This is a genomic window from Dyella sp. Tek66A03 (assembly GCF_052567735.1).
This window is the reverse complement of the sequence record NZ_CP199584.1, coordinates 3,436,466-3,458,920: the sequence shown is the minus strand read 5'-3', so window position 1 is coordinate 3,458,920 and position 22,455 is coordinate 3,436,466. Positions and strand designations below refer to the sequence as shown.

General features: G+C 61.3%; 21 protein-coding genes. 7 read left to right on the top strand and 14 right to left on the bottom strand.

Features of this window, described 5'->3' with window-relative positions:
* The first annotated feature begins 14 nt into the window (after positions 1-14).
* Both ACT01B_RS15335 and ACT01B_RS15330 read left to right on the top strand, forming a co-directional pair.
* Positions 15-497 (top strand): YybH family protein, encoded by a 483-nt coding sequence (locus tag ACT01B_RS15335; RefSeq protein WP_445144098.1) that lies wholly within the window; start codon positions 15-17, stop codon positions 495-497.
* A 208-nt stretch (positions 498-705) separates the two neighbouring features.
* A complete protein-coding gene (locus ACT01B_RS15330) occupies positions 706-1,167 on the top strand; it encodes a VOC family protein (protein ID WP_445144097.1) in 462 nt (153 codons plus the stop codon).
* Positions 1,168-1,314: 147 nt separating this feature from the next.
* Here ACT01B_RS15330 and ACT01B_RS15325 read toward each other — a convergent pair whose 3' ends face one another.
* The 3 genes from ACT01B_RS15325 to ACT01B_RS15315 all read right to left on the bottom strand — a co-directional run bounded on the left by ACT01B_RS15325 (position 1,315) and on the right by ACT01B_RS15315 (position 4,810).
* Positions 1,315-1,755 carry a MarR family winged helix-turn-helix transcriptional regulator gene (locus ACT01B_RS15325; protein WP_445144096.1) on the bottom strand — a complete coding sequence of 147 codons (441 nt, stop codon included), beginning with the start codon at positions 1,753-1,755 and terminating at the stop codon, positions 1,315-1,317.
* Entirely contained in the window at positions 1,752-3,194 is a 1,443-nt protein-coding gene (locus ACT01B_RS15320; RefSeq protein ID WP_445144095.1) for an MFS transporter, read from the bottom strand. Before ACT01B_RS15320 ends, ACT01B_RS15325 begins: the two co-directional genes overlap by 4 nt.
* 71 nt (positions 3,195-3,265) lie before the next feature.
* Positions 3,266-4,810 carry a glycoside hydrolase family 30 protein gene (locus ACT01B_RS15315; RefSeq protein WP_445144094.1) on the bottom strand — a complete coding sequence of 515 codons (1,545 nt, stop codon included), beginning with the start codon at positions 4,808-4,810 and terminating at the stop codon, positions 3,266-3,268.
* 316 nt (positions 4,811-5,126) lie between these two features.
* On the opposite strand from ACT01B_RS15315, the gene ACT01B_RS15310 reads away from it, so the two are divergent.
* Positions 5,127-5,549: a YciI family protein gene (locus ACT01B_RS15310; protein WP_445147501.1), complete on the top strand. Its 423-nt coding sequence runs from the start codon at positions 5,127-5,129 to the stop codon at positions 5,547-5,549.
* A gap of 206 nt (positions 5,550-5,755) precedes the next feature.
* Here the strand turns inward: ACT01B_RS15310 and ACT01B_RS15305 are convergent, their stop codons facing one another.
* Both ACT01B_RS15305 and ACT01B_RS15300 read right to left on the bottom strand, forming a co-directional pair.
* Positions 5,756-7,432 (bottom strand): hypothetical protein, encoded by a 1,677-nt coding sequence (locus ACT01B_RS15305; RefSeq protein ID WP_445144093.1) that lies wholly within the window; start codon positions 7,430-7,432, stop codon positions 5,756-5,758.
* Between the two features lie 718 nt (positions 7,433-8,150).
* A complete protein-coding gene (locus tag ACT01B_RS15300) occupies positions 8,151-9,119 on the bottom strand; it encodes an AraC family transcriptional regulator (RefSeq protein ID WP_445144092.1) in 969 nt (322 codons plus the stop codon).
* 76 nt (positions 9,120-9,195) lie between these two features.
* Here ACT01B_RS15300 and ACT01B_RS15295 point away from each other — a divergent pair, with 76 nt between their 5' ends.
* A complete protein-coding gene (locus ACT01B_RS15295) occupies positions 9,196-10,182 on the top strand; it encodes an oxidoreductase (protein WP_445144091.1) in 987 nt (328 codons plus the stop codon).
* 79 nt (positions 10,183-10,261) lie between these two features.
* On the opposite strand, the gene thiM is transcribed toward ACT01B_RS15295, so the two are convergent.
* The gene (thiM, locus tag ACT01B_RS15290) at positions 10,262-11,065 is read right to left on the bottom strand and encodes a hydroxyethylthiazole kinase (protein WP_445144090.1); all 804 of its coding nucleotides are present in this window, start codon (positions 11,063-11,065) and stop codon (positions 10,262-10,264) included.
* A gap of 437 nt (positions 11,066-11,502) precedes the next feature.
* Between thiM and ACT01B_RS15285 the strand changes: the two genes are divergently transcribed.
* On the top strand, positions 11,503-12,126 hold the full coding sequence (locus ACT01B_RS15285) for a DNA-3-methyladenine glycosylase (RefSeq protein WP_445144089.1): 624 nt from the start codon (positions 11,503-11,505) through the stop codon (positions 12,124-12,126).
* Positions 12,127-12,159: 33 nt separating this feature from the next.
* On the opposite strand, the gene mug is transcribed toward ACT01B_RS15285, so the two are convergent.
* The 6 genes from mug to ACT01B_RS15255 form a co-directional block, all read right to left on the bottom strand.
* Positions 12,160-12,672 (bottom strand): G/U mismatch-specific DNA glycosylase, encoded by a 513-nt coding sequence (gene mug, locus ACT01B_RS15280; protein ID WP_445144088.1) that lies wholly within the window; start codon positions 12,670-12,672, stop codon positions 12,160-12,162.
* A 154-nt stretch (positions 12,673-12,826) separates the two neighbouring features.
* Entirely contained in the window at positions 12,827-14,485 is a 1,659-nt protein-coding gene (locus ACT01B_RS15275; protein WP_445144087.1) for an acetolactate synthase large subunit, read from the bottom strand.
* 113 nt (positions 14,486-14,598) lie between these two features.
* A complete protein-coding gene (locus ACT01B_RS15270) occupies positions 14,599-14,847 on the bottom strand; it encodes a hypothetical protein (RefSeq protein WP_445144086.1) in 249 nt (82 codons plus the stop codon).
* Positions 14,848-14,888: 41 nt separating this feature from the next.
* A complete protein-coding gene (tehA, locus tag ACT01B_RS15265; protein WP_445144085.1) occupies positions 14,889-15,845 on the bottom strand; it encodes a dicarboxylate transporter/tellurite-resistance protein TehA in 957 nt (318 codons plus the stop codon).
* 281 nt (positions 15,846-16,126) lie between these two features.
* Complete coding sequence (gene speC / locus ACT01B_RS15260; protein WP_445144084.1) at positions 16,127-18,379, bottom strand: ornithine decarboxylase; 2,253 nt, start codon at positions 18,377-18,379, stop codon at positions 16,127-16,129.
* 348 nt (positions 18,380-18,727) lie between these two features.
* Positions 18,728-19,111 (bottom strand): nuclear transport factor 2 family protein, encoded by a 384-nt coding sequence (locus ACT01B_RS15255; protein ID WP_445147500.1) that lies wholly within the window; start codon positions 19,109-19,111, stop codon positions 18,728-18,730.
* A gap of 168 nt (positions 19,112-19,279) precedes the next feature.
* Here ACT01B_RS15255 and ACT01B_RS15250 point away from each other — a divergent pair, with 168 nt between their 5' ends.
* Positions 19,280-19,441 (top strand): SDR family oxidoreductase, encoded by a 162-nt coding sequence (locus tag ACT01B_RS15250; RefSeq protein ID WP_445144083.1) that lies wholly within the window; start codon positions 19,280-19,282, stop codon positions 19,439-19,441.
* A gap of 108 nt (positions 19,442-19,549) precedes the next feature.
* Here ACT01B_RS15250 and ACT01B_RS15245 read toward each other — a convergent pair whose 3' ends face one another.
* The gene (locus tag ACT01B_RS15245; protein WP_445144082.1) at positions 19,550-20,428 is read right to left on the bottom strand and encodes an NmrA/HSCARG family protein; all 879 of its coding nucleotides are present in this window, start codon (positions 20,426-20,428) and stop codon (positions 19,550-19,552) included.
* A 116-nt stretch (positions 20,429-20,544) separates the two neighbouring features.
* On the opposite strand from ACT01B_RS15245, the gene ACT01B_RS15240 reads away from it, so the two are divergent.
* Positions 20,545-21,444: a LysR family transcriptional regulator gene (locus tag ACT01B_RS15240; RefSeq protein WP_445144081.1), complete on the top strand. Its 900-nt coding sequence runs from the start codon at positions 20,545-20,547 to the stop codon at positions 21,442-21,444.
* Positions 21,445-21,678: 234 nt separating this feature from the next.
* On the opposite strand, the gene ACT01B_RS15235 is transcribed toward ACT01B_RS15240, so the two are convergent.
* Positions 21,679-22,428, bottom strand: coding sequence for an SDR family oxidoreductase (locus ACT01B_RS15235; protein ID WP_445144080.1), 750 nt, complete (start codon positions 22,426-22,428; stop codon positions 21,679-21,681).
* Between the last annotated feature and the right edge of the window lie 27 nt (positions 22,429-22,455).

Below are 22,455 nucleotides of genomic sequence, written 5' to 3'. Positions count from 1 at the left end.
TTTTGGTTAATGCGATGTATACGACCTATCGCGAGGTGATCGCGGCGCGGCGATTTGTTGAGCCGCAGGCCTATGATTGGTGCATTGAGGCTCACTATGATCTTCCCACTAGCAGGAAAGCCATCATGAGCAGCACGGCAGACAGCATAGCGATCCTTCGCAACGTCCTTGACCCGTGGAAGGACGGCGTCGACAGTCATGAACCGCAGCGGGTCGCCTCCCTCTTTACCGAGGATGCGATCTTCCAGGGGCTGCACCCGTACAGCGTGGGACGCGAGGGCGTCGCCGCCTATTACGAATCCCAGCCGCGAGGCCTTACGGCAACGTATCGGATTCTGGAAACCAGGCAGCTCGCCGCTGACGTCGTGCAGGGCTACTTGAGCGTCGACTTCATGTTCACGGATCGCCCCAGCTTGAACGTCTATCTGTGCGTACTGGTCAAGCGAGTGGTGAACGGCTGGCGCATTTGCCACTACCAGGTGTCGCTCCCGCACTAGCGGTGCCCGTTCGCTTGAACAGGCGGCTCACCTGCACGACGCCCGTCTTCAGGCTGCGGAAGGCGCAGGGCTAGTCCGCTTGGACGGATTGCTTCAGCGGCATCTCTAGGCTTTCTACTCCGATTGCTCTATATCCCAGTTCGTTACATCGCCTTACATAAAGCCGGTGTGCCACCATCGGCCGTATCCATCGCAAAGGAGCGAGCAAATGTCAGTGCGATCGATCCTGGTGCTGTGCCTGGGATTTCTCTTGATGACTAATCTGGGTGAAGCCGCCCCTGCCGCCCCTGCCGTGCCTCCCGGACACGTCACCGGGGTAGGCGGCGTGTTTTTCAAAGCGAAAGATCCGAAGGCACTCGCGGCGTGGTATCGCGACGTCTTGGGACTGCCGATGGAGGCCTGGGGCGGTGCAGCGCTGCGCTACGACGCACCAAAGCATCCTTCGGCGCTGATCTGGAATGCATTCCCTGCCTCTACGAACTACTTCGCGCCATCGACCAGTGCGTTCATGATCAACTATGCCGTCGACGATATGGACGCTTTACTCGCACGGTTGCGCGAAAAAGGCGTGGCCATTCTGAAGCGCGACGACAAGGACCCGAACGGGCGCTTCGCGTGGATTCTGGATCCCGAAGGCAACAAGATCGAACTGTGGGAGCCGAAGCATTAGGCAAGCTGCGATGTTTGAGCGCGTGACGGATCATGTCGATATGAGCCAGAACTTCACCGATCGCGGTGGGCACCCCGAACGTGCATCTGATGGTTAACTCAGTGGCACTTCAGGAAGACTCTAAAGCGATGACCGTGGCATCGTTTGCTAGCGCTCGTGGCGATTGATCCGCTCAAGAATCCGGCGCAGGTGCGCGAGATCGGTCTTGGAAAGTTGCTGGACCGCTGGTGGTGCATCGTCGCGCACCGTGCGGCGTACCAAGTCGACGAGCTGCCGCCCCGCAGGCGTGAGCGACACCAATTTCGCGCGCCGGTTATCCGGGTGAGGATGGCGTTCGACCAGGCCCCGATCTTCAAGGTCGTTCACCGCGACGGTGGTAGCAGGTGCGTCGCTGCCAGTCATATCAGCTAACTGCTTCAACGTGGTCGGCGCATCAAGCAGTCGCCACAGTACGCGTATGCGGCTGAAGGGCAGGCCGGTGGCATCGCTGACTTTTCTGCGCCATTCACCGCGGGTTTCCCACACCATGCCGACCAGAACCTGCCAGATGCTGTCGGCTTCACTGCCGCTGCTGGCATGCCCCGTCATGCCGGCACTCCGGTAGGCGCTTCGTCCAGCAGGTGCGCCGCGTGTCGAGTGGTATCGCGCGCCCAGCGCGTGTTGGACAACCACGCCAGCAACAACACGGTGACGCCGCCGCCAGTAACCAGCCACCAGAACGGACGTGAGGCTTCGGCGAACCCGTCATGGATGTGCGCACCCAGGATCGTGCCGGCAAGGGCGACGCCGAGCGACGCGCCGATCTGTCTACTGGTGGAGGCGACCGCCGCCGCAAGACCCGCCTGCGCCTTGGGCATGCCAGACACGGCGGTATGGGTAATGGGTGCATTCACCATGCCAAAACCGATCCCGAAGAGCACGTACGTCAGCAACAATAGGGGCAGCGGCGTGGTGGCCGTCAGCCGCGTCATCATCAGCGCGCTGACGATGGTGGCTGTACCGGAGGCCAGCAACGAGGACCGCGTGCCGTGCGTGCCGACCAAGCGCCCGGAGAGCGGCGAGCAAAGTATCGTCGCCAGTGCCAGCGGCAAGGTGCACAAGCCGGTATGGAAAGCCGACAGGCCACGCACTTCCTGCAGGTACAGCGCATTGAGGAAGAGAAAGCCGGAGAAAGCCGAGAAGCTGCATACGGCGATGAGTGTCGCGCTACTGAAGGGCGCACTGCGAAAGAACCGAACATCGATCAGCGGTTCATGACGCCGAGGTTCATAAATAAGCAAAGCGATCAGCGCAAACGCGGCGGTGGCGAACAGGCCGATGATCGTCGTCGAGTTCCACCCGGCATGGGGCCCTTCGATCACCGCATAGGTCACTGTGGCCAGGAGGACGAACACCAGGAGTTGCCCGATCGAATCCACTCGCCGCGGATGCGCTGCCTTGGACTCCGGAATGTAGCGAGCGGCCAGCAGCATGGCCGCGGCTCCGACGGGCAAATTTACCCAGAAGATGGAGCGCCAGCCGACGCTTTCGGTTAGCACGCCGCCGATCACCGGACCTAGCGCCATCGATACGCCAGCGACCGCCCCCCAGATACCGATGGCGCGTGCGCGTGCCTTCGGTTCCTGAAACGTGTTGGCGATGATCGACATGGCGACCGGGTTGAGCATGGTCGCCCCCAGCGCTTGCACAATGCGAAACGCGACCAGTCCGTGAATATTTGGGGCAAGGCTACATAGCAGCGAGCCCAGCATGAAGAGCGCCATGCCCGACTGAAATACGCGACGACGCCCGAAGCGGTCGGCCATCGACCCGGCCAGCATCAGCAGGCTTGCAACCACCATGGTGTAGGCATCGATCACCCATTGCAGCCCTGATATCGAGGCACCTAGATCGCGCCGAATCGAGGGCAGGGCGACGTTGACGATGGTGGCGTCCATCGCGACCATCAGCAGGCTCAGGCAACAGATACCGAGAATAAGGTTCGGATGGGTCGTGGCGCGTCTGGCGTCGCCGATAGTTGTATTCATACAATCATTGTTTATTAACAATAGTCTCGTGTCAATGAGACTCCGTGTTATGAACCCACAAGCAGGCCCCGCTACCCGGCCCTTTTCAGCCACCAGAGGACACGTCGCATCCATGCGCTCGCCGGGTTCGAATCCCATACGAAGGTCGCCACGCTTAGCGGCGGCATCGCGTATTCGAAACGCGTCTTGCCCTCTGCCACCGAGACGCGGCGCGCATCCGCATTGCTGTTCACCATCACCAGTACGATCGATCCGTCGGCAGGATTCTGGAATGCCACATTGGCGATGCCCTGGTCGGTGGCGGTGGATTCCACGCGGACGGCGTCGGGCAGGACGAAGGTACTGAAGTGGGCTAGCGCATAGTATTCGTCGTTGCGACTCACCGCCCCCGTTTGCGAATCGATCGTGATCACACCCTTGCAAGCGTCGCACCCGCCGAAATGCGGGCCGTGGTTCTCGTCGAGCGCCAGGTTCCAGTACACGACGCCGCGAGCCCACTGCCGGATTCCGGCGATCAGCAGGTCTCGTGAAAACCAGAGCAGCTCGCCGTTTTTGCTCGACGCCCAATCGCCTCCGGAACACTCGGTGATGTAGACGTCCTTTTGGGGATACACACGATGTACACGGCTCTGTGCATAGGGGCTACCTTGGTAGCAATGCCAGGCAACACCATCGATATAGCGTGCAGCCTCGGGAGCGGCCAGCGCATTCAATGGCTGTTCGGGCTGGTTCCAGTTGTGATCCCATTCCAGAATGCGTGTTTTTGGCCTGCGGCTTGCCAGCTTCGGGCCGAGCTGTTGCGCGACGATTCGCGCCCGCGTGGCCGCAGGCATTTCCATGCCCGGGTAGGTGATCGGTATGAAGCCGGGCTCGTTTTGCAAGGTCAATGCGTAGATCGGGATGCCATAGCCCTGGTACGTGTCGAGGTACTTCACGAGATAGTCCGCAAACGTACTTTCGTACTGCTCCAGCAACTCCCCGCCAATCAGGTTCTCGCTGGTCTTCATCCACGCCGGTGCGGTCCATGACGACGCAATGATGCGCAGCCCCGGATTGATGGAAAGGACCTCACGCACGGTCGGTATCACGTCGTGCAAATTGGACACGACATTGAAATGCTGCAATTGCGGGTCGACCTCGCCGAAGGGAACATCGTCCAGGGTATAAGGCTTCAACGAGAAATCCGAGGCGCCGATGGTCAGGCGCATCATGTTCAGGTTGAGGTTGGGCGGTGGGCCATACAGCTCGTGCAACAAGGTGCTGCGCTGCAAATCATTGAGTTTGTTCTGGAGCAACCAAGCTGACGAGTCCGTCATCGCCGCCCCGAAGCCGACCATGGTTTGATATTTCCTGTTGACGTCGATAACCACATCGGCGGGCAATGAGCCGCGGGCGCTCATCTCAATATCGGGCTGTGGCACCAGCTTCAGTCGACGATCCGCCGTGCTCAGCCATAGCTCGACGGTAGGCATGATCGGCCGCGTCGAAGGGGCAGGCTTGGCCTTTACGATGGGATGTTGGTAGCGCGGCGCGAAAAGGGCTGCCAGGGTGAGCAGGGTGATCAAAACGATGAAGACGGGGGCAGCCCGACCGGAAGCCGACTTTCGCTCATCCATGGCGCGTGCAAAGCCCATCGCTCACGTTGCAGTTCTCGTGGATCACGAAGCTCCCGGGGGTTCGGCATCAAAACAGGGGTGGGTTCAATTTTCGAAACGGGGTCGGGTTCACTGCCTTCAAACCCGGGAGTGAATCCGACCCGTACTTGCAGGATAGCGAACTTGACGCCGCTTTGACGGCGAGGGGGCACCAAATGATTGCGGCGCCTTTGTGCTGATGAGCAGCCTGACATCGGCATCGATGTCGAATTCGAGGGGTCTCTTTCGTCGATAGGCTAGGAGGCTGCTCATGGCCTCCATCAACGAGGATTTGATCATGCGTGTTGTGGTATTTGTAAAAGCGACGGATGACAGCGAACAGGGGCGTTTGCCTTCGCCCGAGTTACTCGAAGCGATGGGGCGGTATAACGAGGAGCTGGTTGCTGCAGGTGTCATGGTGGGCGGCGATGGCCTCAAGCCTTCCTCGAACGGCAAGAGGATCGCGTTCGATGGCCCGAATCGCACCGTCATCGACGGACCATTCACTGAAACCCGCGAATTGGTCGCCGGCTATTGGCTTTGGGATGTCAAGGACATGGACGATGCTGTTGCCTGGGCCCGACGCTGCCCAAATCCCATGCCTGGCCCGAGCGAGCTTGAAATTCGCCCCGTCTACGAGATGGCGGACTTCGCGGAAGTCCTCACCCCTGAGGCAACCGAGCTGCACGAGCGCACCCGGGAAAAGTTGGGCGGCAAGTAAGTCGCTCCGCCCAAACTCCCAGGGGGCGGATTGCTCGTCAACCGGGCCCTTGTGCTCAGTCTGCCTATGATCGGCGAACGCTGTCGGCGTTTGACTAGGATTTCAGACGGTCGTTGCAGATCCGCCCGCCTCAGTATCAACCGCGAGGCGCCGGCGTATGCCCGCCGGCGCCTGCAGTAAGGCTCTAATGCTTTGCAGTAGCCGACTCAGTGATGATCGTGGTCATGCTCGTCCGCATCCCGATCAGGTGCAAACGAGATGCCACGGAATACTTCGGCGAAGTTGGCCGTGCGTAGTGTGACGAACTTCTCTTGGGCAGCGACCGTGGCGTCGCTGTTCTTCAGGGCGTCGCGGATGGCCACCAGGCGGTTCGGATCAGCACCCGTATCGCCATTGCCACTGATCGTCGATGTCGTGGCCCAGATCGTCACCTTGCCGTCGTGATCGACCCGGCCCGCGATGTTGCGCAGACCGTCGGTAGCCGGCGACCACGGCAGGTCAGTGGCGATGTTGGTGCCGGTCGGATAACCGGTTAGCGTATAGGCCTGGCCCAGATTGAGGCCAGTTTGCAAGGTATAAGCCAACGACCACGTCTTGCTGCTGCTGTCGTACACCCACTTCTGCAGACCCGCCGTGGTCTGCGCGGTAGCGTGCGTATACAGATCAGCACCTCCTGTATAGCCGTCTCCCTCGTCCGCTACATAGAGGGTGTTGGCGTCGGCAAACCACAGCGCGAATGGATAAGCCAGTGTCTTGGCAGTCTTCGCAGGCGTGCTCGGGAATCCGGCGAGGATGCACATATTGGTCGGCAAGCCATTGCTCAGCAGAGTGCTTGCGTCATAAGCGAGCGGGGCGCTGGGTAGTGCCGCGCCGGCGACCGGCACGCCGACACCGTTGGGACAAGCCGTGCCGGTGGTATCGACGAAATACACCGTATTCACGCCATTGCTGCCGCTGCCCTTGCTGAAATAAACCACGTTGTCGTGGACAGTCATGCCGCGGAAGTTGTCGTCCTTGCCGATCTTGTCGGCCTTCAGCCCAAGAGCGGTGATGGAGAAGCTGGCCAGCGGGGTGTTGGTGCCCGGTTGCTGCGCGATCTCGGGCAGATGCACTGGCGTGATGAATTGTGCGCCGGCTCCGAGAACGATGCCGGCTGGCTGCGGATTGCTGCCATTGCCTGCGTTGCCGGCGGTGAAGAAGTAGTCGCTTCCGCCGCTGTTGAGCAGGATGGCAGCACGGCCGTTGTTGCCGCTGTAAGCATTGGTTTCGGTGAAGTTGAAATGGCCATCGCGGTCAACCGTGGCCACAGCCCGATAAACGCTTTGGCCATCCGGATTGGTGGGATCAACAGCGCCGGGTGTATTGGAATTGGAGACATCGATGGCGTTCACCGGGGCGACGTAGCCCATGAAGCTCAGGTACTTGTGATCCTGCGACAGATGCAGGGCAAGCTCCGACTTTGAGCTGAAGCTGGTCACCAGCGCGCCTTCTGGCGCGGTCGGCAACAGGCTGTTGGGGACCTGCAACGAATCGATCAAATGGCCGTCCGGCGTCAGCTGGTCCAGATAGATGCGCGCTGTGATACCGAAGCTTGCGTCGTACAGGTCGTTGTTCCATACATAAGGATACGTACCGTCATACGGGGCGCCGCTGGCGGCGCCGCAACCGCCCGTCGTACTGGCGCAATTCACTGGCAGGATCGTGCCGACCTGGACGTTGCTGGCCTTGTCGTCGTACACGCTGCGACTCAGCACAAGATTGCCCGGCGAGAAGTGGAAGTCGCGCCGATTCCATGAATCATCGGCTTGGGCGACAACGCCGCTGCCGAACAAAACGAGCGCAAGCGTCGCGCCGATACGTCGCCGAGCAAAACGATTTGTCATGGTGGTCTCCAGGGGTCAGGCCTGCCCAGGGTTGGGCGAGCAGGGCCACGCTAGTGACAACTGATGAAGGATTCTTGACAAAGCGACCTGTCTTAAAACAACAAATAAGCCATCTATACGTCCACGCTAAGCAACGCAGTGGATTAATCGCAAGAGCCTACGTCACACCGGAATTCGAAATGTGTGACAGGTTTGACACACGCTTGGACGCATCGATGAAAACCACGTCCGTACTTTGTAAGTCCCGGGCCCGCTAGCGCGATATTCAGTCCGATGTCATGCAATTCCTAAAGCCGGCGTCATGAGCATACTTCGTGAATTATCGCGGTTCGAAGAGAAAGTCGCGGAACGTCCAGAAAGTTTATTCGATTGCCGAATAGAGGCAGGGAATGTCCCCAATTGGCTCGGAAGTGGATGTGGAAGCTGCGAAACTTTAACCCTTAGGCACAAGCAATAAGTAACTGGTGTGCGGCAAATTTCGCCCGGTCTAACCATCGCGTTCAAGCCTCATAGCACTCCCTTCGATAAGCCGACGCACGCAGCGGCGCTTGATCGGTCATTTCCCGTGTTTCACCGAGGTATTTTCATCGATAGGCGTGCGATGGCCGGCAGGTCGTTGGCGCTGTTCGGGATCGCGGGCCATGCCTCTGACGTCCCGCCACGACTCGTCTGCAAACCAACGTTCGACAGTTGGCGGCCTTCCTCGCGGGAGCAAGAATTATTCTGCCTCCGTCGGCCGATCGGATGCGCGGATGTGCATGACATAGCGCTTCGGCGACAGGCCAACGATGCGTTTGAAGGCATGACTGAACGCGCTCTCGGAGGCATAGCCCAAGTCTTGCGCCAGCGCCGCGACGGGCGCGTCGCCGCGCCGCAGGACCTGCTCGGCCAGACGCATGCGCCAACGAGCCAGGTACGTCAACGGTGCCTCGCCTGCCACCGTCCTGAAGTACGAGGCGAAGCTCGTGCGCGACATGGCAGCAGCCCGAGCCAGCTCCTCGAGTCGCCAGGTGCGCCCGGGCTCGCCGTGCATCAGCCGTAGCGCCGGCGCGATACGCGGATCGGTAGCAGCCCGTAACCAGCTCGCCCTTAGCTGCCCGCCGGCAGCAAGGTAGGCACGTAGCGCTTGGACAAACAGCAGGTGCGCCAATTGCGCCGTCGCAAACGCCGAACCGGGCAAGCCCTCCCGCTCAAGCACCAACTGATCGAGGATCCAGCGCAAGGCGCGCGCCTCTGGCGCCGACCCGTGCACATGGATGAAGGGCGGCAGTACATCGGCCAGCAAGGCGCCGTGAGTGGGATGCAGGCGTACGTGCCCGCCGATCTGCAGCACGTCGCTGTCAGCTTCTCCTGCGTTTCCTACGGCAACGATGGCCTCGGCGCGGTGCTCAAACAGAACCTTGGCATCAAGCGGTGGAACCGCGAGGTCGCTGGCCAACACGAAACCGCGCGCTGCCGCCAGCAGGAATACATCGCCTGTCTCCAACCGGATCAGTTCGTCGTTGCCCTCAAAGCGGAGCCAGCAAGCGCCGCGAGCTACAGCGAAGAATTTGATCTTGTCGGGTGGTGGAAACCGGATAGCCCAGTCGCCCGTTGCCGCGAAGCCGCCCGACATCACCGACTGGACATTGGCAAGCTTGAGCACATCGGAAAGTGGATCGCCCTTCATCCCTGAACGATTGCGCATGTATTGCGGACTTTCAAGTATTCATCGTCCTCAAAAGGGCGCATAAGCTGGCGACATTCCCCACCGGAGTCACTCCATGTCCAACCTGCAGACGCCCCTCCCGTCGGGCTTCGGCGCTAGCTCGACCGCACAAGACGTGCTCGCGGGCATCGACTTGTCTGGCAAGACAGCCATAGTCACCGGCGGCTACTCCGGCATTGGCACCGAGACCACCCGGGCGCTGCGCGCAGCGGGCGCAAGAGTCATCGTTCCGGCGCGTGATGCCGAGAAAGCCAGGGCGGCCATGGCAGGCATGGATGTCGAGATGGCGGCCCTGGATCTGGCTGATCCCGCCTCGATCGACGTTTTCGCTGATGCCTTCCTGGCATCCGGCGCGCCATTGCATATCCTGATCAATAGCGCCGGCATCATGGCCTGCCCACTGACCCGCGATATTCGGGGTTACGAGGCGCAATTCGCCACCAACCACCTTGGACATTTCCAGCTGACGGCCCGCCTCTGGCCCGCACTGGTACGCGCCGGCGGCGCACGCGTGATCGCGCTGTCATCGCTGGGGCATCGCTATGCGGCGGTGGACCTGGACGACCCCCACTTCGAACGACGTGCTTATGATCGTTGGATCGCTTACGGCCAGTCCAAGTCGGCTAATGCGCTATTTGCCGTGGGACTGGACGCACGCGGCAAAGCGCACGGCGTACGCGCCTTCTCCGTCCATCCCGGCCGCATCATCACCGACCTCGCGCGGCACATGAGCGTGGAGGAACTCCAGAAGGCCGGTGCGCTTGATGAGAACGGTCGTCCCATCGTCGACATCGAGCGAGGCATGAAAAGCACGGCACAGGGCGCGGCAACAAGCGTTTGGGCGGCAAGCCACGCTCAGCTCAGCGGACTGGGCGGCGTCTATTGCGAGGACTGCGACATCGCCGCCCTCGCACCTGACGGCGAGGTCACGGCAGCCGGCAGCGCCGGCATGTCCGCTGGCGTTCGCCCCTGGGCGGTTGACCCTGCGGCCGCTGAGCACCTGTGGGTGCTTAGCGAGCAGATGACGGGCGTGGGCATCTAGCGTATGGCCGATGTGGACGGCATCAAAGAGAGCCCGATATGTGGCCTTCGCACGGGCGCAACCAGCGGCATTTCTGTCACTAGAGCATGGCGACGGAGTCTTCCATCCACAGGCTGAGGTCGCTCTGTTCAATCGATGCCAGGGCATCGAGAAAATGCCAGGAGAACGATCCAGGACCTGGCGACTGTCGTCCCGCCACGTCACCTGCCAGTTTGAAATAAGCCAACGCTGCAACGGTGGCGCCAAATGGATCGGCGGGGCGGTTTCCTGCAAAGGCGCCGATCAGGCAGGTCAGCGAGCAGCCCAGTGCGGTGATCTGCGGCATCAGTGGCGATCCGCCGGTCAAACGGACGGCGCTGTCACCGTCCGTCACGAAGTCGACGGCCCCCGTGACTGCAACGATTGCTCCTCGATGCTCGGCTACGCGTACCGCAGCGTCCTCGGCTGCTGCGACGGCGTCCCTGCTGTCGACGCCACGGCTCTCGCTGTGCCCACCGCTCAAGGTAATGATCTCCGATGCGTTGCCACGAATAATCGTGGGGCGGAGTTCAAGGAGTTCGCCAATGGCTCGTCGCCGAAAGGCGGTGGCGTGATGGGCTACCGGATCCAGCACCCACGGCTTATGCGAAACGCTGGCGCTGCCTGCCGCCAACTTCATGGCGGCCAGCCAGGATGAGGACAGCGTGCCGATGTTGATCGTCAGCGCCGTGGCCAGGGACGCGAACTCCGCGACCTCTTCCTCCGCATGCACCATCGCTGGCGATGCTCCGGCTGCGAGCATCACGTTTGCAGCGATATTCATCGCAACGTAGTTGGTAATGCAGTGTACGAGCGGGGCGGATGCCCGCATCGATGTCAGCTCATCGCCTTGGGTTAGCGACATGAAACCATACTCCGGGCAGAGCGGAAACGCCTGGCTGTGGGCTACCGCGTAGACCACAACCAACGCTTATCTCGGGTGGGTTGAATACCGTACTTGGGGTACGCAAGCGTCGACTCAGCCTATGATGGAAGCAATCGCACTAGCGGTCCACTGTAGACGGATGCGGCGTCCCCTCGCGTGTCAACAAAACGCGTTCCGCCATCAAGCGTCAGTTTCGCCGCCGGAATGTACGCGCCTTCAAGGCCGGCAACAAACGCGGCCGGCGCGGCCATCCGGTCAATCCGCAGACCTGAAAATCAAAGTGCGTGCTACGCCGGATCGCGCCCGCGTGGCCCTGATTACCCGCACGTCGAGGCACTCTTTTGGGACATCTTGACCAAGGGCAACGCTCGGAACGCCTAGAATGTCGTCATCGGCGCAATGGACGGAGCGGTTGGATGGCCAAAAGAACCCATCAGACGGTCGTCTGGCCGGGATCTGTCTTGCCGCGGCGATTCTTCGAGCGACCGGCAACCACCGTGGCGCCGCACTTGCTCAATAAAATCCTGGCCTGCGCAGACGGCCGTGCGGGTCGCATCGTCGAAGTGGAGGCTTATGTCGGGTCTATCGACCCTGCAGCGCACACGTTTCGTGGCAAGACGGCGAGAAACGCCGTCATGTTTGGCCCGGCCGGGCATATGTATGTTTACTTCACCTACGGCATGCACTGGTGTTGCAATTGCGTGTGCATGCCGGCGGGCGAGGGTGTGCTTATACGAGCGTTGGAGCCCTTGCATGGCCTGGAGCGAATGCGTGATGCGCGCCCGTGGGCGACCAAGGACCGTGACCTGTGCCGTGGGCCGGCTCGCTTGACGCAAGCCATGGGCATCACAGGGGCGCAAAATGGCATTGATCTGGTAGGCGCGCGCGATGGCTATGCCATCGTTGACGACGGCACCGCGCCGCCGAAAGGACTAGCGGGTGGGCCGCGAATCGGCATCCGGCTCGCAAAAGATCTGCCGTGGCGATGGAGCGTACCGAACAATCGTTACGTATCCGGCCCCATGGTAACCAGGGCCTGAGGGAATGGCGCGTGACCGGTGCGTGGGTCAAGCTCAACCCTCTCGTGCTAACAGATAGAGTTGCCGGTAAGCCTCGACCAGTTGATCGAGCGTAAACGCACGATTCCGCCCGCTGGGATTGGGCAGTACCAAAATGGCCGAGCCCGTGATGGTGGCGTCTTGCAAACCCCAGGCGATCTCGCGTTGACCCGATAGCACGGCGTACGCCGTCTTGCCGAGAAAGGCGACGAAACGAGGTGCATAACGCGCAATCTTCTGCTCGAACTCGGCGGCGGCAGCTTTGAAATCCCCCGGCGACAACTGGTCCGCCCGTGCGGTTGGCTGTTTGACCACCGACGTGAGGCCACATTGGTATTGAAGGATCTGGCGATCGTTCTCGGGCTGGATTTCCTGTGGCGTGAAGCCGGCGAGATGTACGACCCGCCAGAACCGATTCGCTCGTCCGGCAAAATGATGTCCCGTGGCCGCCGCCAGCATGCCCGGGTTGATCCCGCAGAACAGCACGGCAAGACGCGGAGCAATGATGTCGGGAAGCGGATCAACCACGGCGCGCCTCTCGCACACGACAAGCACTGCCTGCCGTCATCCGATGCTGCTGGTGGGCCCAGGGCAAATGACCGGCTCCCTCGCGCAGACTTGGCCATTGAAACTCAAGGCGAGCTCGCCGTCGCCCGTCGATCTCCCTTGATTGACCAGGAGATCATTCAATCGAGTCGATGTTGTCGGGCAGGTTGCCTAGTTCATCGATAAGCACGCGCGTGTTTTCGCTGTAGTCCACCGGCACGGTGACCAGGTGCACGCCGCCGGCGTTCAGCGCCAGCTCAAGCGTCGGCAAGAGCGCATCGGTAGACCTTATGCGGTGGCCTTGCGCACCGTAGGCCTTGGCGTACTGGACGAAGTCGGGATTGCCGAAGCCCATGCCAAAGTCGGGAAATCCATCGACAGCTTGCTTCCAGCGGATCATGCCAAAGGCGCTGTCCTCAATAATCAGCACCACCAGATCAAGCCCCAGCCGGACGGCTGTCTCCAACTCCTGGCTGTTCATCATGAAGCCGCCGTCCCCGCAGACCGCCATGACGCGACGATGCGGATAAAGCATCTTTGCTGCGATAGCCGAAGGAAGGCCGGCGCCCATCGTGGCCAGCGCGTTGTCGAGCAACAGGGTATTGGCCACATGCGTGCGGTACCCGCGGGCGAACCAGATCTTGTACATGCCGTTGTCGAGGCAGACGATGCCATCGTCGGGCACCGCCGCACGGACATCGCGCACGATGCGTTGTGGAATAGGCGGGAATGCGGCGTCATCGCCTCGCTCGTTGATACGCTCAAGAATGCGCTTGCGTAGAGCCAGCATGTTCGGGTCGGTTTTCACGCGGCCAGCAAGACGGTCGGCCAGCGCAGTCACGTTGGCGCCGATATCGCCAATCAACTCGGCGTCGGGATAGAACACCTGCTCTACATGGGCGGACTCGTAGCCGATATGGATGACTTTCGGGCCACCGGTGATGCCTCCCATCAGAAACGGAGGCTTTTCCACGGTGTCGTGGCCGACCGCGATCACCAGGTCCGCCCGCTTGATTGCGCTATGAATGTAGTCGTGCTCAGAGAGCGCAGCCGTGCCGAGATACAGATTCGAGCCGCCGGTGACGGCGCCCTTACCCATCTGCGTGTTGAAGAAGGGGACCCCTAGCCGGCGCACAAAATCCGAAAGCGGTTCCACCAGGCGCGGTCGGTTGCCCGCGGCACCGATCATGATGATGGGGCATGCGGCCCTGGCGATCATCTCGGCCGCTCGCTCAACGGCGGGCGCAGCCGCTACAGGGTTGTCGACTGGGTGCGGGGGCAGCAGTCGTGCTTCGGCCTCTTCCACCGCAATGTCCTCCGGTAGCTCCAGATGGACCGGTCCCGGCCGCTCCTCACTGGCCACGCGAAATGCCTCGCGCACCAAGGTAGGTATGGACGCCGCTGACACAATCTGCCGCGTCATCTTCGTCAGCGGCCGCATGGCGGCCACCACGTCGACGATCTGGAAGCGCGCCTGCCGCGCGCTCTTGATGGGTTTTTGCCCGGTGATGATCAGCATCGGCATCGCACCGAGATGCGCATAGGCGGCGCCGGTAGTGAAGTTCAGCGCCCCGGGCCCAAGCGTCGATAGGCACACGCCAGGATGACCGGTGAGTCGACCTTGGGTGGCGGCCATGAAGGCCGCGGCTTGTTCGTGGCGCGTAAGTACAAGCTCGATCTTCGATGCCCGCAACGACTCCACGAAGTCCAGGTTCTCCTCACCGGGAATACCAAAGATGCGATCGACGCCTTCGTTCTCCAGCGCCGCCACCAACAAGTCAGAGCCCTTGGCCATGATCGGTTACCTCAAGTGGCAGCTTCCAAAGCCGGCTGGAAGCCGCGAGGGGGAATTCGGATCTCACGACGTCAAACGCTTCCCTATCGATCAACGCGCGACGTTCGTGACTCTCAGTAATGCAGATTCAACTCGGGTACTTGCGGCCGGCTGGCTTCGTAGAGTGCTTGAAACTCTTCTTCCGTCAACTCGTCCGGCGCATATACAGCGACACAATCCCAGACGCGGTCCGTTGGCTTCGGTTGCCGAGGTCCGCCACGAAGAGAAAAGGTGACGCCATCGCGTTCAAGAAGCTCCGGCGCCTCCTCAAGGTGCTCCGTCCTGGCAAGGTGGGGCGCGATCAAGAAAATGGCTGAAATCATGGCTAACTCCTTATCTGACCTGCCCTCAAGTAGGGTCTGGCTTAGGCGGAAAGCAGCCTCCCTTGAAATAGCAAGCGGATGGTCGCCACGATCATCAGGAGGATGATCAGATTCCCGCCGATGAACAAATATGGCGCGAGCGCGGCAAACGGCCCGGTTTCGCCACGCTCGATGAGCCGCAAGGGCGCGGTTGAAAGCGCCGTCACGCCGAACGTGAAGCCCCAGTAGCTTACTGAAAAAGGCCGCGCCACGATCCACGGAAGGATACGTATGAGCACAACTGCTTGCATCAAGCCATAAGCAAGCATGGCGTGAACGAACATGTCCGGCGGCCCATTGCTCAGGTTGATATAGGCCAGCGCGCCAACCGTTGGCGGCGCCAATTGGATACCGATGGTCGGGCGAATGTTGAGTGGTAGCGCCTCGGAGGCATAAAGGCGCTGCAGAAGCATGGCATCAACGGCTAGCCAGGTGAATGCGCCGGCACCAAACGCGAGCTCGCCCCAACCAGCGTACCCCAAGGCGGCAGCGACCGCCGCCGCGACGAACGAGCCACCTACGACAGGCAGATAGAGCGCAGCCGTGATATGCGCGTTGTCTCGCCCACCTTCCCATAGGCTGCCGGTCAGCCACACGGCGAAGGCAACGGTGTAGATGAAGCCAAGCACGAATAGGATCAGGGCTGCCGTGCGCGAATAGGGCAGCGCCGCCGCCGCGATCACCATCGTCGTAAGTCCGGCCAACCCAACGAAGCAACATTGCACAGGATGCCTAATCTCGCCGAGCGCTTCGGATCGCTCAGAGATCCACTTGCCCGCATAGAGGGCCAAGATGATCAGCCAGACCAGTGTCGCGACGAGCAGCAGCACCTCACCGATCAGCGCCGGCAGGTGCCACACGCGGTGTGCCGCTCGCCAGGCGCCACCCAGCCCTGCGATTCCAAGCACGATGCCAAAGAAGCTTGCGGGGACAATCGGTAGCTTGCTCAGAAGTGCCATGGTGGCGCGCCTCGATGGATCGGAGCGACATGCGATGTGCGGCTTGCGCCAGGTCGTTTGGAGAAAGCATCTTTTTGTGAGATCGCAGAGCGTTTCGCGCTGTCGCCCACGCCCCAGTTCCGATTCGAGCATTCCGCACGTCTACGTCGTGCGAAGTGAAGGCAAGCGCCTCCCTGAGTGTCATTGCACCCAAGCGCCGGCACGCGTTGCCTCCTTCGCGCACCGTGCTCGCCCGGTATCGCTACCGCGATTGCACCAAGGCGGCGCTTGGCACGACCGGCTCAGCTTTCCTGGACCACGTAGGTATAGAAGCGGATCTTGCCGCCCTCGGGCACCTGGTAGACACCCTGCACTTCATAGGAGAAGCCCGGGAAGCGATTGCAGCTTTCCTCGAAGGCCAGGAAATAGTCGATCATCGGTTTGGCGCGCTCGTCGTAGCGCTCGCCTGGCACGATGATGCCAATGCCTGGGGGATAGATCAGTGCCAGGGTTGCCGCGACCCTTCCCTGCACCTCGTCCATGGCTACGAAGTCGACATGACCGCCAACGAGCGCCTCGTTGGCGTCGCGTGCCGACATGGCCTGTTCCGGGAACGACTCGTGACGGAAACTCAGTCGCTGCAGCTCCTTCACGTTCCTTGACGCGTAGAAGTCATGCATTTCCTGGGCGAGCTGGCGCACCGTGTAGCCCTGGTAGCGTTCCCGATACTTGCGGCTTACGTTCGGCAGCACGTCATCGAGCAGGTCGTCCGCATCGTAGTGATCCCTGAAGCGCTCCAGCGCCGCCAGCAGCATGGCCATCTTGCCTTCGCCCACCGCAGGGGTCATCAGGAAAAGAATGCTGTTGAGATCATTCTTCTCCGGGATGACGTGGTTCTCGCGCAGGTAATTGGCAAGAATCGTGGCCGGTATGCCGGTGCTCGCATAGGTGCCGGTCCTGGGATCGACGCCGGGCGTTGTCAGCATCAGCTTGGTCGGATCCACCATCGCCACATCCTGGCCAAGGTGGCTGTAGCCATGCCACTTCTCGCTCGGGTCGAGCTGCCAGTACTGCTGTTCGCTGGCGAGCACGTCGGTGGGTACGTCCTCCCACTTAATGCGCTCGCCCTGGTACTTCACCGTGTCGGGCACAAAGGGATTGAGGAAGCCGGCAAAGCGCTTGCGTATCGCCTTCCTCGCCTCGATGCCCAGCTTCACCATGTCGTCCCACAGCACGCGTCCCGCCTTGTCGGCATGCATCTGCGCGTTGACATCGAGACTCGAGAACAACGGATAGAAAGGTGAAGTCGACGCCTGCAGCATGAACATCTCGTTGAACCGCTTATGGTTCAGGCGGAAACGTTGCTGCCGGATGTGGGTGTCTCTTACGTGAATCTGCGAGGCCTGGGAGAAGCCCGCCAGTTGTTTGTGTGTCGACTGGGTGGCGATGATGCCCGGATCCTTGTCGGTCAGGGACAGGCTCATGCCGAAGTGATCCTTCATCAAGGGATGGAACGCGCCAAAGCCCGCCCATGCCTCATCGAAATGGATGTACTCGCACAGGTGCCCGATCTTCTCCAGTACCTTCTTTGCGTTGTACACGGTGCCGTCATACGTGCATTGCTCGATGATGGCCACGCGGATCGGGCGCTCGCGCTTCCAGGCATCGGTATCCTTGAGGCGCGGGTGGCGTTTGAGCTTGTCGCGAATCGCGCCCTCGTCAAAGGCCGACCAGTCGATCGGGCCCACCATGCCGAAGCCGTTGCGATCGGTCTCGAGGTAGATCGGTATGGCGCCCGCGAAGACCAGTGCGCCGTGATGATTGGACTTGTGGTTGTTGCGGTCGAACAAAACGATATCCCTGCTGGTGAGCAGGGCAGTGTTGACCACCTTATTGGACGCGGATGTTCCGTTCAGCACGAAGTAGGTGCGGTCGGCCTGGAACACGCGTGCCGCCGCCTGCTGCGCCGCCAGTGCGGGCCCTTCGTGGATCAGCAGGTCGCCCAGCGACACCATCGCGTTGCAGATGTCGTCGCGGAAGACGTTCTCGCCCATATGTTCGTAAAAGAGACGGCCTACGGGATGGCGCATGAACATTTGTCCGCCCTGGTGTCCCGGGCACGCCCAGGTGCGATTGGCGTCGAAGTCGTATTGCATGAGCGTGCCGAAGAAGGGCGTCAGCAGGCTCGACACGTACTGCTCCATGGAGGCCACCAGGCGCTTCTCATAGAAGTCCCGGCTCTCCAGATCGGCGATGACGATGCCGTCGAGCGATTTCAGGAAGGGGTCGTGAAAGGTCTCATCATGGCGCTCGCTGATCATGAAGATGGGCATGCGCAAGCCACGCTCGTCGCGTGCCGCGATGGCTGCTGGCGTAAGCTCACGCGACACCACGATGGCGCCCAGGTCGGCGCCGGAGCGGATGGCCTCGGCGATACCCGAGGCGGGCACGACGACGGTCCTGATATGCAGATCCTGCTCGATGACGCTGCTGACTTCTTCGCTCCGCTCGCCTGCAACGAGGACGCGGAAATAATGGATGAAGGGGATACTCATCGTGACCACTCCCGTTGGAACGGCTGCGCGGACTGATGTTCGCCGGCGGCGACCCGAGTCCCCTTGAGAGCCCCCGAGTGGGGTCCTACCTCGGGCGGCGCCGGGAGCATGCGCGCGATGGCGTGAATCGGTCGCGAAGAGGCTTGCCGCATCAAGAGGCTGAGCATGCGCACCACGGGATGGACATCTCGTACGCGGCGAAGGCGCCTATGAAGCCCGGAATGAATGGCACCGCTGCCAGGAATAGACGGCCGTCGCCATGCTTAGCCTTGGTCGTGGAGGCCAAAGGCGCGGCACCCGCCGCACCGTATTCGGTATCGGCTGCCTGTCGTGGTTAGATGCCGTTGCTCACGCCTGCCGCTCCACCCACTGGGCACGCCAAGCAGGGGCGTCGAAAGGATCGGCGAAGTATTGAGTCTCGTGCGACACCTTTCCATCGCGGAATTCCATGATGCTCACGGTGTAGGCGCGCTTGCCTTCGTAGGTAATCACATACTCGGTGACCCAGAGATCGACCTCGCCGACGATACGCCGGACCACAAACCCCGACGGTCGGCCTGGGTGATGGCTACGCAGCGCTTGCAGGTTACGCCGGCCGTGGATGACCTCGCCTGACTGTGGGTACTCGCACACGGCATCGTCGTGATAGATGTCATGCTCGGCAACCAGGTCGCCGGCAGCGGATGCAGCCCAATGTCGATCAATGGCTATCCGAATCTGCTGCGCTTCCATCATCGGCCTCCGTTCGAGTTCGCATGCTTGCAACACCAAGGCTTGGCGGCATCCGACGCCCGTCTTGAGCGGCGCGCCGTGCGCGAAAGCGCTTGGATGGATAGTTAGGTTGCACTGGGCCAAGCTGGGAGACAAGTGACGTCCCCCCGATTTTGAGTAGCGACGCCTATGCACGCGCCCGAAACGCACCAGGCCTTGGGCGCGCTCCATCCGCTCGGGCGTATAGGCGAGATGAGCGATATCGCCAACGCTATCCTGTTTCTTGATACGGCAGCGTTCATCACGGGAGAAGTCCTGCACGTCGACAGCGGTCAGAGTGCGGGTCGCTAAGCCATGGATTCGCTTTCCGTCGGTGGTACCGATGCGTGCAGCGCGGTGTTTTCCGTTTGATACACCGCGCTTCCGCTTCCTGCCATGAGCGTTGAATATCCGACGAATTCAGCGGCCTTGCCATTGCGACGCCGCTTCGTTCGCGAAGTCGCGATAGGAGCGCGGCGGACGACCAAGCAGGCGTGTCATGCGTTCGACGTCGTCCGACGCGGCAATGGCGCCGTCTGATTGATAGCGGCCGAACATCATGCGAAGGTCGCGCGCATGCCATGCGGGCATCATGGTCTTCATACGCTTCTCCAGCGAAACAAGATCGTTGCCGCCGTAACGGATCTGGCGTCCCAACGCCTCGCTCCAGATCCGGGCCATGTCGCCGCCGGTCAGTGGATCGGGGCCGACCAAGGCATAGGTTGCTCGTGGCAAGGGCGCGGGTGCACGCTCCCGGCGCAGCAACTCCAGGGCGGCGGCCTCGCCAATGTCCCGAATGTCCACCATCGAAATGCCCGTGTCGCCAATCGGCACGCCATAGACCTCTGCATTCAGTAGCGGATCTTTCTGGCGAAGGTCGTTCTGAATGAAATAGGCGGGACGGAGCACAGTCGCGGGCAGGTCGAGCGCATCGATCATCCGTTCTGCCGTGTATTTTCCCGCGAAGTGGGGAACGTCGACGTAAGCCTCGCCTTTGAACACGGAGAGATAGACGATGCCCTTGACGCCGGCCTCGCGAGCGACGGTCAGTGCCTGCATCGCTTGGGTCAGCTCGTCGGCCACGTTCGGTATCAGCAGGAAAAGCGTGCTGACTCCTTCCAGTGCCGCGTGCAACGAATCGACGTCGGCGAGATCGCCGGCCACGGGGACGACGCCGTGGGGGAACTGAGCCCTGCCAGGTGCACGGGTGAGCGCACGGATCTCGGCTTCCGATCCACTCAGGTGGTTCAGCACCTGGGAGCCGATCGTGCCGGTACTACCGGTTACCAAAATGGACATTTGAATCTCCTCGTCGTGTGACATGGACAGTTGGGGTAGGCACACGCTAAGTGGTTTCAATTATGGCGAGAAGATGCCAATAATTGGGCAGGCCGTCTCATATTTGGAACATCCTTATGGATCTGCAAGCGCTCACCGATTTCGCCCTGGTGGCTACCCATGGTGGCTTTGGCCGAGCCAGCCGGATTTCGGGCAGATCCAAAGCCACGCTGTCGCGACGCGTGGCGGAACTCGAGCAAACCCTGGGGGTTCGATTGATCGAACGTGGCACCCAGAGCTTGCGCCTGACGGACGAGGGGCGCGTGCTGCACGAGCGCACGCAAGGGCCGCTTTCGGAAATCGTCGAAGCGGAGGAAGCCGTGACGCTTGGGGCATCGATTCCACGGGGCCGGCTGCGGGTGAGCGCACCGCTGGTGTTGGCGCATGTCGCGCTCGGTCGGGTGAGCGCGCGCTTCGCCCTGGCGTATCCTGAAGTGCAGCTCGAAGTCGTGGCCGACGACCGGTACGTCGATCCGGTCGAAGATGGCTTCGATCTAGTCATCCGCGTCGATCCTTCTCGCGACGAACGACTCGTTGGTCGGCGCATCCTGGATGATCAGCGCTTGGTGGTTGCGCACCCGGACCTTGTCATGCCTTCCACTTCGACCGACGAGACGCTGGTGTCCGAGGTGAGCGCTGTCTTGTTCAACCGGGCCGCGCCCGATGTTGTCTGGCGATTTCGCGACAACCATGGGGCGAACGTTGCATTGAAGCCGGTATCGTCCTTGCGCCTATCCTCGCTTCAGATGGTGCGCGATGCGGTCTTGGCCGGCGCGGGAGCAGCGCTGCTGCCCAAACTGCTGGTCGAAGAGGACATCAAGAGCGGTCGTCTGGCGCATTGGGGGACGGATATCAGCCCGCCCGTGGAAATCTGGGCGCTCCGAAATTCGCGTCACTTGGTGGGGGCCAAGGTGCGGGCGTTCCTCGATGTGCTTGAGGAGGCGTTTCCCAATCGGACGTTTGTTTCGCCGATATGAGGCAACACTGACTTTCAACGTTTGCGTCGCCTGTGATGCCGATGCTTGCACAACCGGTACTTACATGGATGTCGTGCCCACACTGTGGGCATGACATCAAAATGTGTGCAGGTTAGGAAACCAATGAGTGTGTCAGTGAGAAGCTCGGGGCGTCCACTATCGCCCCAGGCGGACATGTCCTTCGAGTTGGCTGGGCTCGCGCGCTGGAGGCCAACGCCGCACGCGTCAGCACCGTCACACCTGCGCGAGACCGCCGTCCACAAACAGCTCGGCGCCCGCCACGAAGCTACTGTCATTGGAGGCAAGGAACAGGACGCTGCGGGCAACTTCCGCGGAATCGGCCATGCGGCCCAGCGGAATGATGCGTGCGAGCTGATCGTGTGCATGGCTGATCTGAGCGGACGTATATCCGCTCGCTTCGAGCACGTTCGTGTGTGTGGGTCCTGGGCTCACCACGTTGACGCGGATACCCCTCTGCTTGAGATCTTCTGTCCACGAACGGGCAAGCGAGCGCAGTGCGGCTTTCGATGCGCCATAGAGGCTGCTGTCAGCGAAGCCTTTCGATCCGCTGATGGAGCCGCACAGCACGATGGTTCCACCCGGTGCCATGAGCGGAAGGGCGAGTTGGACGGTAAACACCACACCCTTGACGTTGGTATCGAACTGGCGGTGGTACTGCTCCTCCGAAAGTTCGCCCAGGGCGCCTCTCTCAACGAAGCCCGCGTTGGCGAACACTGCGTCGATGTGGCCATGCCCGGTCTTCACGGTGTCGTAGAGACGTTTGAGGTCAGCGGTCACCGAGACGTCTGCCTGCACGGCCGTGACGTTGTGGCCGATCTCCTGTGCGGCGAGCTCCAGTTCGCGCTGCCGCCGTCCGGTGATGTAGACGTGTGCACCTTCGGCGACGAACTGCTTGGCCGCGGCGAGGCCTATGCCGGAGCTGCCACCCGTGACGACAACGATCTTGTCTTGAAAACGGTTCATGTCGTGATCCTTAGTTGACTATTCAGT